Genomic DNA, 13142 nt, shown 5'->3' with positions numbered 1-13142 from the left:
TCTATTGAATGAGTGGGGCTTTTTCGTATAAAAAACCTGCTATCCTCAAGAGACAGCGGGTTTTGAAAATTATCCAAGCGTATTAATCATGTTAGAAATAGAATCGAATAATTGGCTAAGTACATCAGAAAACATATTTTTGCCTCCTCTCTTTTCTTTTTACATCTACTTAACGAAGGGGATGGAGGGTTGGATCACTTTTTCTAAAAAATTTCAAAAAAGATGGCGGCATAGAAAAAAGCACCGCCTATTTGGGTGCTTTTTGGCCTTTAGTCATGAATGAATGCGCAGCTTCACGTCTCCATTTGTACACGCTAGCTGAACGTTTCCGCCAATCGGGAGGGTGAAGACGGGCTGTGTATGTCCGAGATCGACATCGTAAATCACTGGGATGTGTTTGAGCATTGGGTGCTTATCTAGGATGAATCTTAAATGTTCCTCTGTCATCTTGGATTTCTTCTGAAAGCGTCCGATGATCAACCCTTTGATTGATTGTGCATGCTGTAAGAGGGAGGTAAGGTCTCTGGCGAACATTTCAGGGAACACCAGCTCATCATCCTCGACAAATAAGACCGCATCCTTTACATTCGGCATAAATGATGTCCCTTGCAGTAAGTTCAGTGTACAAAGGTTTCCGCCAAACAAGGTGCCTTCAGCTGTTCCTGCCTGATATATGTTCCATTTCGTCGGATGAAACTGCCTGTTCGCTTGATCGAGATACCACGCGTCATCACTCCATTTTGTCGAAGGAATCACATCAAACGGTTCGCCTCCGTTCATCAAGCAAGCTTGAAACATAGCGGTCTGCTCCTCCTGTCCCTGCTCCATTTGAAAGCTTGAGAAATGGGGGCCAGAATATGTTACCATATCACATTTCGCTGTAATGGCGCTTGCAAGTGCTGTAATGTCACTATAGCCGCAAAGGACTTTAGGATGCTGACGGACCAAGTCGTAATCAATATAAGGCAAAAGCTCATTGGAGTTGAAGCCTCCGATGGCTGTCAAAATACCATCGACCTCATCATCTGTGAAAGCCTCATGCAGATCAGACAAGCGGTGTTCAATAGACGATGAGGAATGAAGGTCACATTCAAAGACGTGCTGTCCAAAAGAGACAGTGAACCCTAAAGACTCCAGACGTTTTTTCGCTTGAGAAATTCCTTCTTTTGATAAAATGCTGGCACTTCGGCTTGGGGCAATGACACGAATATGGCTGCCTTTTTTTAAAGGTGGGGGTGTATGCATAAACAAATCTTCCTTTCCATCACGTATTTCTCCATTATATCGGATCAAATAGCGCAAGTCTGTAAAGGCTAGGAAAAAGGAATGGGTCGTGCGTTTCATACAAGCTGTGTAAAGGGTATGGAAGAGAAAAAGACAGAATGAGGGCGGAGAATGTGAAAAAGAGAAGACTGGAATTTTTATTTTTATATTTTATGATCTTCGGGGCATATGTGGTGTATTGGTGGACTGTGCCGGCGTGGAGCGTTCAGCTGTACGCAGCGATTTATATCGCCATTATTTTATTTAGTATCATCTCACTCATGCTGGAGAACCGTACATCTCAGCACACGCTGTTATGGATATATGTGCTGATTTTTTTCCCGATCATTGGCTATATGTTCTATCTGTTCTCAGGGCAGCTCTATGTAAAGGGTCATTTATTCAAATCAAAGAGAATGTATAACCGCGAGAAATTACGCAGAATCTCTGAGCTTGAGAGTAAGCCGAATGAGTCACGTTTAACCGATAATCAGCGTGCTTTTTTTCATTACACAGAAAAAGCAACAGGCATGCATGTGAATACAAATAGTGATATGGAGATTTTAAAGAATGGGGAGGAGACGTTCCCCAGAATTTTTGAAGAGTTAAAAAAGGCAAAATCGTTCATTCATATTGAATATTACATGTTCAAATCTGATTTCCTTGGTCACCGGATGATGGAGATTTTGATTGAAAAAGTGAAAGAAGGGGTAGAGGTCCGCTTCATATATGATGCGGCAGGCAGCATCCGCTTCTCCCGAAAAGATATTAAACGCTTGAAGCTGGCAGGGGTCAAGGTCGCTCCTTTTCTGCCTTTAAAATATGGATTCTTTAATCAAAAATTTAATTTTCGAAATCACCGGAAAATCGTCATTATTGATGGAGAGACAGGGTTTGTCGGCGGGTTAAATGTCGGTAAGGAATACGTAGGACGGGATGAAAAGATCGGCTTTTGGCGTGATACGCATGCCATGTTAAAGGGTGAGGCTGTTCAGACCCTTCACTCCGTTTTTATGCTGGACTGGGAGTATGTATCAGATGAAGTATTAATTGATGATCCGAGGTATCATACGCCGCATTCTGTGACAGGCGAGGATGTCATTCAGGTTGTACCAACTGGACCTGATATGAAAGAAAGTATGAGTGATTTATATGATGCCCTCATTTCTAATGCGAAACAATTTGTCTGGATTGCCACACCTTACTTTGTACCAAACGAATCGATTCGCACTGCGCTCAAAATCGCCGCCACAAGAGGGGTGGATGTGCGGGTGATGGTACCGGAGATCAATGACGGATTTCTCACGCAATATGCCACACGATCCTATTTTTCTGAACTTCTAAAAGAGGGCATCAAGGTGTATCACTATCAAAAAGGGTTTATGCATCAAAAGGTGATGATCGCTGATGGAGAACTCGCTTCTGTCGGCACCGCGAATGTCGATATGAGAAGCTTTCAGCTCAATTTTGAGGTCAATGTCTTTACAGCCGCCAAAAAGCCAATTGAGCAATTGATGGCTCACTATGAGGAAGATATGAAGGAATGTGAACAAATGGGTCCTGTTCATTTTTATAAAAGAGGCTTAAAAGAGCGGTTGAAGGAATCATTTGCCCGGTTGTTTTCTGGCGTATTATGAGGATTTCCAGTCAAAGAAATCATTTCCTGATCTAGTATTTTGAAGAGGATTGCTCTATAATTGAAAATGATTATCAATTATAGAGGGAATGAGGTTCTTTTACATATGCTAAAACGCTTTTTCGCCTATTACAGGCCCTATCGCGGTCTGTTCTTTTTAGATTTCTTTTGTGCTGTCGCAGTTGGATTGATGGAACTTGGATTCCCGTTGATCGTGAACTACTTCATTGATACATTATTACCAACAGGGAATTGGACGGTCATTGCCTGGACCGCACTTGCTCTGTTTATCATTTATGCACTCAGCTCGGTTATGCAGTTTATTGTGTCGTACTGGGGGCACATGTTAGGTATCAATATTGAAACAGATATGAGGAAGAAGCTGTTTGATCATTTTCAGCGTCTCTCATTTAAGTTCTTTGATAACAACAAAACGGGTAAGCTTATGTCTCGGATGACAAATGACCTCATGTACATTGGTGAGGTGGCTCATCACGGACCTGAGGATTTGTTTATTGCAATTATGACGATTCTTGGCGCCTTTGCTGTCATGCTGATGATTAACTGGCAGCTTGCTATTTTAACCTTTCTGATCATGCCTGTCATCATTTGGCTTGCTCTTCATTTTAATAAGAAGATGACACAGGCGATTACACAGCTGAACAATGACATTGGAGACTTTCATGCAAGGGTTGAAAACAATATTGGCGGCATTCGTCTTGTTCAAGCTTTTGCCAACGAACATTTCGAGAAAAAGCGTTTTGCTGAAAACAACAACCGCTTTCGGAAAGCGAAGCTACTTTCATATAAAATCATGTCGGTGAACGGCTCAATCAGTTACATTCTCACACGTCTTGTGACACTGTTTGTCCTTCTGGCAGGGACATGGTTTGTTCTTCAGGGTCAATTAACGGCAGGTGGATTTATCGCGTTTGTTCTCATTACAAACGTCTTATTCAGACCGATTGATAAAATCAACACAGTGATTGAAATGTATCCTAAAGGAATTGCGGGCTTTAAAAGCTATGTCGATTTACTTGAAACAGAGCCAGATGTGAAGGATACAGAAGGAGCTCGTGATGTATTCGGATTGAAAGGTGAAATTGAATATCGAAACGTGACATTCGGCTACGATGAGCACAGCCACGTGTTAAAAGATATCGATTTGAAGATCAAACAAGGAGAAACCGTTGCGTTTGTCGGGCCTTCAGGAGCCGGGAAATCGACGATTTGCAGCCTGCTGCCACGTTTTTATGATGTGGATGAAGGGGAGATTACAATTGATGGTGTGAGTACAAAATCGATGACCCTGTCTTCTTTAAGACAGCAAATCGGCATTGTGCAGCAGGATGTCTTTTTATTCTCAGGCACCATTCGAGAAAACATTGCGTACGGCAACCTAGAAGCCAGCGATGCAGAGATTTGGGAGGCTGTACGTCGTGCGCATTTAGAGGAACTCGTTCAGCGTTTCCCAGAAGGATTAAATACAGTCATAGGCGAGCGCGGCGTCAAACTGTCGGGAGGTCAAAAGCAGCGTCTGTCGATTGCGCGGATGTTCCTAAAAAATCCTTCGATTCTTATTTTAGATGAAGCCACATCAGCACTTGATACAGAAACAGAAAAAGCTATACAGGATGCACTGAGCGAACTGGCTGTCGGCAGGACAACACTCGTCATTGCCCACCGCCTGGCAACAATTAAACACGCCGATCGCATCATCGTCGTGACAGAGGAAGGCATCCAAGAACAAGGCCGCCACCAAGACCTCATTCAAATGGGCGGCGTGTACAGCAGACTGCATGAAGCACAGTTTGGTCATTAAAGAGAAAGCCCTTTTGATAAAGGGCTCAGCGTGTAGACAAACCCTCGCATTCGGTGTCAGGCCTGCGTGCCGGTGCTCACGAATGTCAAATTCGCTCCGAGCCGGTACTCGTCCTTCCTAGGGCTGCAAAGGTTTTCTATCACGCTGAAATGAAGGCAAAGGCTAAAAGCAAAATCAATTTAGCCCTTTGTCGACAATCTGAGCCCTTTTGATAAAGGGCTTTTTTTGTTAGGATAGAAAAAACGTTTGTAGGAAGGATCTGATGGAATGAAGGGGCTTCGGCGATTACAAAAGGGCGATAAGATTGGTATTTTTTCACCTTCCAGTCCTGCATCAGCGACCTCGCCACTAAGGTATGAGCGGGCGAAGAAGTGGCTTGAGCAAAAAGGATTCATTGTGGTTCCAGGATCATTAACAGGGAAAGAGGATCACTACCGTTCAGGTACAATTCAAGAACGAGCAGATGAGCTGAATGAGCTGATGGCTAGAAAGGACTTGGCGTGCATCATGTCAATGATTGGCGGGACGAATTCAAATAGTTTGCTGCCTTATCTTGATTTTGACCTGCTGAAACAACATCCGAAAATCATGATCGGTTATTCAGATGCGACAGCAATTCTTTTAGCGGCATACGAAAAAACGGGACTGCCTGTTTTCTACGGGCCGGCGCTTGTTCCTTCTTTTGGCGAGTTTGAACCATTTGTCGATTATACATATCAGTCATTTGAGGACATCCTGATGTCCCAACAAACCATTCCTTATCAGATTGAAAAACCGCCTTTTTGGACAGATGAACGAATCAATTGGGAAGAAAAGACGCTTGACAAAAAGCAGCGTCCGAATGATTGGCTGTGCGTCATAGAGGGACAGGCAGAAGGCAGATTGATCGGTGGGAACTTGAATGCGATGTATGGCATATGGGGAAGTGAGTTCATGCCAGCCATCCAAAACGGAGACATCCTTCTCATTGAAGATTGTATGAAAACCGCGTCGGTTGTAGAAAAGAACTTCTCTTTATTGAAAGTAAATGGAGTGTTTGAACGGGTATCAGGGATTCTTTTAGGAAAACATGAGCTGTTTGATGATGAAGGAACGGGCAAAGAACCTTACGAGATTTTACTTGAGGTGCTCGGAGAGACAAAAAGACCACTCATCGCTGATTTTGACTGTGCCCATACGCACCCAATGCTTACGATGCCAATCGGGGCACAAGTGAAAATGGATGCATCCTCCAAACAAGTTTGGTTAACAAAAGAGTGGATATAGCAAAAGAGCAGCCCGCGGCTGCTCTCCCAGCATGTAGACAAACCCTCGCATTCTGTGTCAGGCCTGCGTGCCGGTGCTCACGAATGTCAAATTCGCTCCGCGCCGGTACTCGTCCTTCCTAGGCTGCAAAGGTTTTCTATCACGCTGAAAAGAAGACAAAGGGCTAAAATCAACATCATTTTAGCCCTTTGTCAATCAATTTGAAAGAGCAGCCCGCGGCTGCTCTTCTTTATGAAACCGTCTCTTTTTCAAACGGCTGAAGGAGATCTTGCGCTTTTTTCCCCTCTACGACAATTAAGTAATCAGATTCTAAATGAGTGAGCCTGAAGGTTTCAAGCTCTACGATGTTCTTAATGTTGCACATTGTTTTTTTAGAATACACATATATACGATGCTGAGCCTGCTGGCACTTTTCATAAAGAGAAATAAGCTTATGTAAATTCAACGCTTTTGCAGCGATTCGGATTGAATAAATTTGAGACATCTTCATATCCTCCTGTTAATTACTTTCTCACAATAGCTTTGTTACCCTCATTTGCATAAAGGTAAACCTTTCTCTATGATTTCCACTCAATGGTTCCTCCGCCCGTCCGCCGATTGCCCCTTATCGCAGACAGTTCTTCGACTAGACGGAGCAGAGCCTGATCCTTTAATTTTGCTTCAATCATGAAATCTACATCACGACCATACGGTTTTAATGTTTGAAAAAGCGGTAAGACAAAGTTCATATCTACTCCATCTGCATGACTGCGTATGGCTTTTTCTGATTTAGGTGAAGACAAATGGATTTTGGGCGGAATGTCAGTGTTTGTCCAAGTGTTGAACATTCTTGGCAGGATGTCATCGAGTGCGGCATCATCATCTTTATTTGCCACGTGATGATGGTAATCAAAAACAAACGGAATCTCATGCTTTTCACATACACTAAGCGTTTCCAGCGACGTATATGTTTTGTCATCGTTCTCAAGTGTCATTCTCGCCTTGATATGAGCCGGAAGCTGTTTGATATTTTCATCAAAGCGTTGAAGAGCCGATTCTTTATCGCCGTACGCCCCGCCTACATGAATGTTCATGTAGCCTTCCTTTTCGAGCTTCATCGCCTCAAGCATCTGATAATGGTACGTCATATCGATGACGGCATTTTCAGTTATCGAAGGTTTTGGACTAGTAAACAAGGTAAATTGATTGGGGTGAAAGCTCACCCGTAAGCCGTGCCGTTTCACCAGCTTGCCTATCTCAAGAAATTCTTTGCGAAAAGGTGTCACAAAGTCCCAGCGCACCTCGGGATGGGTCGCGAGCGGGACGATCGAGCTTGAAAAACGGTAAAGCGGGATATCATGAGCAATGGCGAAATAAAGCGTTCTTAATGTATTCACGAGATTGGCTTTTGTTGTTCGCAATAAAGCCTCCTTTCTTTCTTCCTTAGCGAGCTTGCTGTATCTAGCAAAGGTCAGCGACTTGGCAGGAGAAGCTTCCCACAAGGTGACGGCATTGGATACATAACCAAATCGATAACGCATAGGTCATCTCCTTTATAAAAAATACGAGAACATGGCGGCAACCCACTCAAGCGGCCGTGTGAAAAGCGGGCGCTTTGACAATGTTTCTTCTGTCAGGATTTCAGATACCTCCATATGCTCCCGAATCTTTTCCTCTACGTGTGCAGTAAAGTCGGGATCATCAATGGCCACATCTACTTCTTCGTTTAAAAACAAACTGCGTTTATCAAAATTCGCAGTGCTGATCATACAGCGGCTGCGATCAATCAAAATGGCTTTCGAATGATAAAATCCTTTATAAAAACGATAAACAAGGCATCCAGAGGCAATGAGGTCCTTCAAATAATGAAAGCCAGCCTCTTTGACAAGTGGATGATCCGCTTTCATTGGAATGATGATTTCAACTGTGACGCCGCGCTTTCGTGCATCAAGCAGCGCCTTCAGAAGAGGGGAAGATGGAATAAAATAAGGCGTACAGATGATGATCTGTTTCTTCGCCTGCTGAATATCTTTAAGAAATAAAGCTTCTAAAGAAAAGCCGGCAGTCGCGCGTGTTGTGCATTGTAATGTTCCCGGTTCCAATGCAGGGAAAACCTCATATTGCAGCTGATGAATGCCAGACGAACGGTACAAATCATTCAGAAACACATGCTGGAGATCTGCGACAACCTGTCCAGTCATCCGCAAATGATAATCCTTCCAAATGCCAAACCGGCCTTTCTTCCCAACATATTCATCACCTATATTAAATCCGCCAATATAGCCAATTTTCCCATCAATTACCGTGATTTTACGGTGATTTCTCATGTTTAAACGGTAAATCAAAAAAGGAAAACGAGGCTTATTTAAAAAGTAAAATTGAATGCCGCTTCTTTCTAGCATGTCAATCGCCTTTTGATCAAACGGATAGGAGCCCAATCGGTCGGTCAGCAAAAAGACGGAAACTCCTTGCTCCGCTTTGGCTTTCAATGCTTGTAAGACCCTTTGACCAATCTTGTCGTTCTTTACAATAAAGAACATCATATGAATAGAAGAAGAGGCCTGCTGTATATCGGTAAGCAGCTGATCGAAAAATGGTTCGCCATCATGATAAAAGACGGCATCGCCGCTTGTTTGGTCAAAAGACCGTTCAAATGCGTGAGTAGAAAAATATTTCCTTCCCATATAAAGGTCTAACATCACGAGCAAAACGATGGCAATGAGTACGAGTAGGATGATCAATGCGATCATGAAACTTCCTCCTTTTTTGCATATTTCAATAGTGTACCCAAACGTGTAAAAAATATTGACTGAATACTCATTCATTATTTATGATAGAGGTACAACATGGAAACGGAACAAAGTGGGTTTTGGGGAATGAAAGGGGGAGCAAGATGAATAGCCTTTTAATCATCAACTTGATCGCATTTGCGGCGGTGACCGCTTACGCAGTGTATTTGTTTGTTTATCTCATTCGAACACGAGCGGCGTATATTCGTCTTGGTAAAAAAGAAGAGTTTCAACAAGACATGAAGAAACGCTTAGAGCGTGTTTGGGTCAATGTATTTGGGCAAAAGAAGCTGTTAAAGGACAAGAAGAGCGGCATCATTCATGTGCTGTTTTTCTATGGATTTATCCTCGTACAGTTCGGAGCCCTTGATTTTATTCTGAAGGGGCTTATTCCAGACAGCGGGCTTCCTTTAGGTCCGGTGTACGGCGTCTTTACGTTTTTCCAAGAGGTGGTCACACTTCTCATTTTAGTGGCCGTTGTATGGGCGTTCCATAGAAGATACGTGGAGAAGCTTGTCCGTTTAAAACGAGGCTTCAAATCGGGTCTAGTGCTTTTATTTATTGGCGGCTTAATGCTGACAGTCTTACTTGGGAACGGCATGAACATGATCTGGCATGGACACTCTCTATCACCAACTGAGCCAATCGCTTCTGGTATTGCTTTCTTGCTGGGCGGAATTTCACCTCTTGCGGCTGCGATTGTTTTTTATGCCGCATGGTGGGTGCATCTTCTTATTTTGCTGACATTCTTAGTATATGTTCCGCAGTCAAAGCACGCCCATCTGATTGCAGGGCCTGTGAACGTATTTGTCAGCAGATTAGACCCGCCAGGCAAGCTGCAAAAAATCGATTTTGAAGATGAGTCACAAGAGACCTTCGGTGTGGGAAAAATTGAAGACTTCCGTCAGTCTCAGCTCATCGATCTTTACGCCTGTGTGGAATGCGGGCGCTGCACGAATATGTGCCCGGCAACAGGGACAGGGAAGATGCTGTCTCCGATGGATTTGATATTAAGGTTAAGAGATCATTTAACCAATAAAGGGGCCGCTATTACATCAAAGACACCTTGGGTCCCGCAGCTTGCCTTCAAGCAGACAACAGGAAACCAGCTGGCACTGCAGGCCAGAGGAGCAGGTGCGGAAGAGTCGGCTGCCAGCTCTATATATCATCCTTCTCTTATTGGAGAGGTCATTACAGAAGAAGAAATCTGGGCATGTACGACGTGCCGAAACTGTGAAGACCAATGCCCTGTCATGAATGAACACGTTGATAAGATTATTGATATGCGCAGATATCTTGTCTTGACTGAAGGAAAAATGGACGCAGATGCACAGCGTGCCATGACAAGCATTGAGCGCCAAGGGAACCCGTGGGGGCTGAACCGAAAAGAAAGAGAAAATTGGCGTGAACTGAGAGAAGATGTGCATGTGCCGACAGTGAAAGAGCTGAAAAAAGCAGAGCAAACCTTTGATTATTTATTCTGGGTTGGTTCAATGGGGGCTTATGACAATCGTAGCCAAAAGATTGCGCTTGCCTTTGCAAAGCTCCTCAATGAAGCTGGGGTCTCCTTTGCCATCCTAGGCAATAAAGAGAAGAACTCAGGCGATACGCCAAGAAGACTTGGAAACGAATTTTTATTCCAAGAGCTTGCTGCAAAAAACATTGAAGAATTCCAGAAAAACGGCGTCACAAAGATCGTCACGATTGATCCACACGCCTATAACTTATTTAAAAATGAATATCCAGACTTCGGACTTGAGGCAGAAGTTTATCATCATACAGAATTACTGGCAGAGTTAGTGAAAGAAGGGAAAATAACACCTGTACATGAAGTGAACGAAGTGATTACTTTCCACGACTCTTGTTACTTAGGCAGATATAACGAAGTGTACGACCCGCCAAGAGACATTTTAAAAGCCATTCCTGGTGTGACGCTGAAAGAAATGGAGCGCAACCGTGAAACTGGTATGTGCTGCGGTGCAGGCGGGGGCTTAATGTGGATGGAAGAAGAGACGGGTACCCGGATTAACACTGCACGAACGGAGCAGGCGTTACAGGTCCAGCCGTCCATCATCAGCTCAGGGTGTCCTTATTGCTTAACGATGCTGGGAGATGGGACGAAGGCGAAGGAAGTAGAGGAGCAGGTAGGCACATTTGATGTCGCCGAACTTCTTGAAAAATCAGTGTTTGGTGAGCCTGGAAAGCAGGTGTCGTAAACATGACTGGCCGATGAATAGGATGTTCATCGGCTTATCCATGGCGCTGTTTCATCAGCTGCCTAAATCATATGTAAGCGGTAACAAACGGGGAGGGGCATACATGAGTTCGACGGTCATTGTATCTGGAGCAAGAACACCATTTGGAAAACTAGGCGGTGCTCTCAGTGGTTTGACTGCCGCAGAACTAGGCGGTATAGCGATCAAGGCTGCACTGGAAAGAGTTTCGGGTTCTCATGAAATAGATGAGGTCATTATGGGATGTGTGTTACAAGGAGGGCAAGGGCAGATTGCTTCAAGGCAAGCAGCAAGATATGCTGATCTTCCTTGGTCTGTTCCAACACAAACCATCAATAAAGTCTGTGCATCCGGAATGCGCAGTGTGACTGCAGCAGATCAAATCATTCGAGCCGGAGATGCTGAGGTCATCGCAGCGGGCGGTATGGAATCTATGTCTCACGCTCCTTATGTGCTAAAAAAAGCGCGATGGGGCTACAAAATGGGAGATGGTGCAGTACAAGATGCGATGATTTTAGATGGGTTAACCTGTTCGTTTACAGGCGTTCATATGGGTGAGTATGGAAGTATGGCTGCAAAGGAGCTCGGCATCACGCGCGAAGAGCAGGATCTGTGGGCACTCAGAAGTCATGAACGGGCCATCGAAGCGCAAAAAAACGGCTTTTTTGAGCATGAAATCACCCCCGTCACCGTCAAAATAAAAACGGGAGAACGGCTGATCACAGAAGATGAGTCTCCGCGGCGTGATACGTCATATGAACGGCTGTCAAAGCTCATGCCTGTTTTTGATCAGAAGGGTACCATCACCGCTGGAAATGCACCAGGTGTCAATGATGGTGCAAGTGCGCTCCTTTTAATGAAAGACACGTATGCTGCACGGCATGACGTAAAGCCAATGGCAGTCGTTCTCGGTCATGCTCAGGTTGCTGTAGAGGCGAAGGATTTTCCGAAAACACCAGCCTTTGCTATCGAGAAGCTTTTAAAGAAAACAGGAAAGCGCCTAGAGGATATTGATTTGTTTGAAATCAATGAGGCCTTTTCAGCTGTGGCTTTGGCATGTGAAAAAATAACCGGGATCGACCGGCGGAAAATGAATATCAACGGGGGGGCTGTCGCACTCGGTCATCCGATTGGGGCAAGCGGAACACGCGTGATATTGACATTGATTCATGCATTAAGACAAAGAGGTGGAGGCATTGGCATTGCGGCGATTTGCAGCGGAGGCGGTCAAGGAGATGCCATCATGATAAAGGTAGATGAAAAGGGAGGCGTTTATTGATGAGTATAGAAGAGACCGTTATGGTCGTTGGGGCTGGTCAAATGGGATCAGGCATTGCCCAAGTGTTTGCTCAGTCAGGCTATACAGTCCTGCTCCATGATGTATCAGAAAAGCAGATTCATCGAGCGATTTCCTCCATGACCAAACAACTGACGAAGCGGGCAGAAAAAGGAAAGCTGGCACATCAGGCAGTCCGAGATATCACGCAGCGGCTTGCCGTTTCCACAGATTTAAAAGACGTCAAGCAGGCTCATTTAGTCATAGAAGCCGCATCAGAACAAATGAGTGTGAAAAAACAAATCTTTGAAACACTTGATCAATTTGCAGAGGCTGAGGCCATATTTGCGACAAACACGTCTTCCTTGTCGATCACAGAATTAGCAGCTGTGACGAGCAGACCGGAGAAAGTGATTGGCATGCATTTTATGAATCCGGTTCCTGTCATGAAACTGGTTGAAGTCATTCGAGCGCTGCAAACAAGTGATGACACATATCAAGTTGTTTATGAAACAGCGAAGACATTAAACAAAACCCCAATTGAAGTGGAAGATTTCCCAGGGTTTGTATCAAATCGCATATTGATGCCAATGATCAATGAAGCCATTTACACCTTATATGAAGGCGTAGCAGATGCAGAAAGTATTGATGGCGTGATGACACTTGGGATGAATCATCCAATGGGGCCGCTTCGTCTAGCTGATTTCATCGGACTGGATACATGTTTATTTATTATGAATACCCTTCACGAGGGACTTGGAGACAGCAAATATCGACCTTGTCCTCTTTTGAAAAAATACGTGAATGCAGGCTGGCTGGGCAAAAAGACAAAGAGAGGTTTTTACACATACCACGACCACTTATAGGGGGAGTCAAG

Annotated in this window: 10 protein-coding genes; 6 read left to right on the top strand and 4 right to left on the bottom strand. The window is 44.3% G+C overall.

The window, feature by feature from the left end; translation table 11 throughout:
• Positions 1 to 273: 273 nt before the first annotated feature.
• Positions 274 to 1245 (bottom strand): S66 family peptidase, encoded by a 972-nt coding sequence (locus tag AWT60_RS00695; RefSeq protein ID WP_076840487.1) that lies wholly within the window; start codon positions 1243 to 1245, stop codon positions 274 to 276.
• A gap of 137 nt (positions 1246 to 1382) precedes the next feature.
• Here AWT60_RS00695 and cls (AWT60_RS00690) point away from each other — a divergent pair, with 137 nt between their 5' ends.
• From cls (AWT60_RS00690) to AWT60_RS00680, 3 genes are all read left to right on the top strand, one after another.
• Positions 1383 to 2900 carry a cardiolipin synthase gene (gene cls, locus AWT60_RS00690; RefSeq protein WP_256928144.1) on the top strand — a complete coding sequence of 506 codons (1518 nt, stop codon included), beginning with the start codon at positions 1383 to 1385 and terminating at the stop codon, positions 2898 to 2900.
• Between the two features lie 105 nt (positions 2901 to 3005).
• The gene (locus AWT60_RS00685; protein WP_041088614.1) at positions 3006 to 4721 is read left to right on the top strand and encodes an ABC transporter ATP-binding protein; all 1716 of its coding nucleotides are present in this window, start codon (positions 3006 to 3008) and stop codon (positions 4719 to 4721) included.
• A gap of 267 nt (positions 4722 to 4988) precedes the next feature.
• Entirely contained in the window at positions 4989 to 5987 is a 999-nt protein-coding gene (locus AWT60_RS00680) for a S66 family peptidase (protein ID WP_218676729.1), read from the top strand.
• Between the two features lie 229 nt (positions 5988 to 6216).
• Here the strand turns inward: AWT60_RS00680 and AWT60_RS00675 are convergent, their stop codons facing one another.
• From AWT60_RS00675 to cls (AWT60_RS00665), 3 genes are all read right to left on the bottom strand, one after another.
• Positions 6217 to 6471 carry a hypothetical protein gene (locus tag AWT60_RS00675; protein ID WP_041108190.1) on the bottom strand — a complete coding sequence of 85 codons (255 nt, stop codon included), beginning with the start codon at positions 6469 to 6471 and terminating at the stop codon, positions 6217 to 6219.
• A 73-nt stretch (positions 6472 to 6544) separates the two neighbouring features.
• Positions 6545 to 7507, bottom strand: coding sequence for a UV DNA damage repair endonuclease UvsE (gene uvsE, locus AWT60_RS00670; RefSeq protein ID WP_218676728.1), 963 nt, complete (start codon positions 7505 to 7507; stop codon positions 6545 to 6547).
• 12 nt (positions 7508 to 7519) lie between these two features.
• Positions 7520 to 8716, bottom strand: coding sequence for a cardiolipin synthase (gene cls / locus AWT60_RS00665; RefSeq protein WP_041108186.1), 1197 nt, complete (start codon positions 8714 to 8716; stop codon positions 7520 to 7522).
• Positions 8717 to 8859: 143 nt separating this feature from the next.
• Here cls (AWT60_RS00665) and AWT60_RS00660 point away from each other — a divergent pair, with 143 nt between their 5' ends.
• From AWT60_RS00660 to AWT60_RS00650, 3 genes are all read left to right on the top strand, one after another.
• Positions 8860 to 10971 carry a heterodisulfide reductase-related iron-sulfur binding cluster gene (locus tag AWT60_RS00660; protein WP_076840483.1) on the top strand — a complete coding sequence of 704 codons (2112 nt, stop codon included), beginning with the start codon at positions 8860 to 8862 and terminating at the stop codon, positions 10969 to 10971.
• A 103-nt stretch (positions 10972 to 11074) separates the two neighbouring features.
• Positions 11075 to 12268, top strand: coding sequence for an acetyl-CoA C-acetyltransferase (locus tag AWT60_RS00655; RefSeq protein WP_076840482.1), 1194 nt, complete (start codon positions 11075 to 11077; stop codon positions 12266 to 12268).
• A complete protein-coding gene (locus tag AWT60_RS00650) occupies positions 12268 to 13131 on the top strand; it encodes a 3-hydroxybutyryl-CoA dehydrogenase (protein ID WP_076840481.1) in 864 nt (287 codons plus the stop codon). Before AWT60_RS00655 ends, AWT60_RS00650 begins: the two co-directional genes overlap by 1 nt.
• Positions 13132 to 13142 lie beyond the last annotated feature (11 nt).

It is taken from the genome of Bacillus sp. F2HM (genome assembly GCF_019266135.1).
Lineage (GTDB): Bacteria > Bacillota > Bacilli > Bacillales > Bacillaceae > Bacillus > Bacillus safensis.
The sequence above is the reverse complement of the archived record's forward strand: the minus strand, read 5'-3'. Positions and strand labels throughout refer to the sequence as shown.

Bases quoted from the DNA above. Each gene is read 5' to 3' on its own strand.
- AWT60_RS00680 (WP_218676729.1), top strand. From the start codon at position 4,989: ATGAAGGGGCTTCGGCGATTACAAAAGGGCGATAAGATTGGTATTTTT.
- AWT60_RS00650 (WP_076840481.1), top strand. From the start codon at position 12,268: ATGAGTATAGAAGAGACCGTTATGGTCGTTGGGGCTGGTCAAATGGGA.
- AWT60_RS00695 (WP_076840487.1), bottom strand. From the start codon at position 1,245: ATGCATACACCCCCACCTTTAAAAAAAGGCAGCCATATTCGTGTCATT.
- AWT60_RS00655 (WP_076840482.1), top strand. From the start codon at position 11,075: ATGAGTTCGACGGTCATTGTATCTGGAGCAAGAACACCATTTGGAAAA.
- uvsE (WP_218676728.1), bottom strand. From the start codon at position 7,507: ATGCGTTATCGATTTGGTTATGTATCCAATGCCGTCACCTTGTGGGAA.
- cls (WP_256928144.1), top strand. From the start codon at position 1,383: ATGAGGGCGGAGAATGTGAAAAAGAGAAGACTGGAATTTTTATTTTTA.
- AWT60_RS00660 (WP_076840483.1), top strand. From the start codon at position 8,860: ATGAATAGCCTTTTAATCATCAACTTGATCGCATTTGCGGCGGTGACC.
- cls (WP_041108186.1), bottom strand. From the start codon at position 8,716: ATGATCGCATTGATCATCCTACTCGTACTCATTGCCATCGTTTTGCTC.
- AWT60_RS00685 (WP_041088614.1), top strand. From the start codon at position 3,006: ATGCTAAAACGCTTTTTCGCCTATTACAGGCCCTATCGCGGTCTGTTC.
- AWT60_RS00675 (WP_041108190.1), bottom strand. From the start codon at position 6,471: ATGTCTCAAATTTATTCAATCCGAATCGCTGCAAAAGCGTTGAATTTA.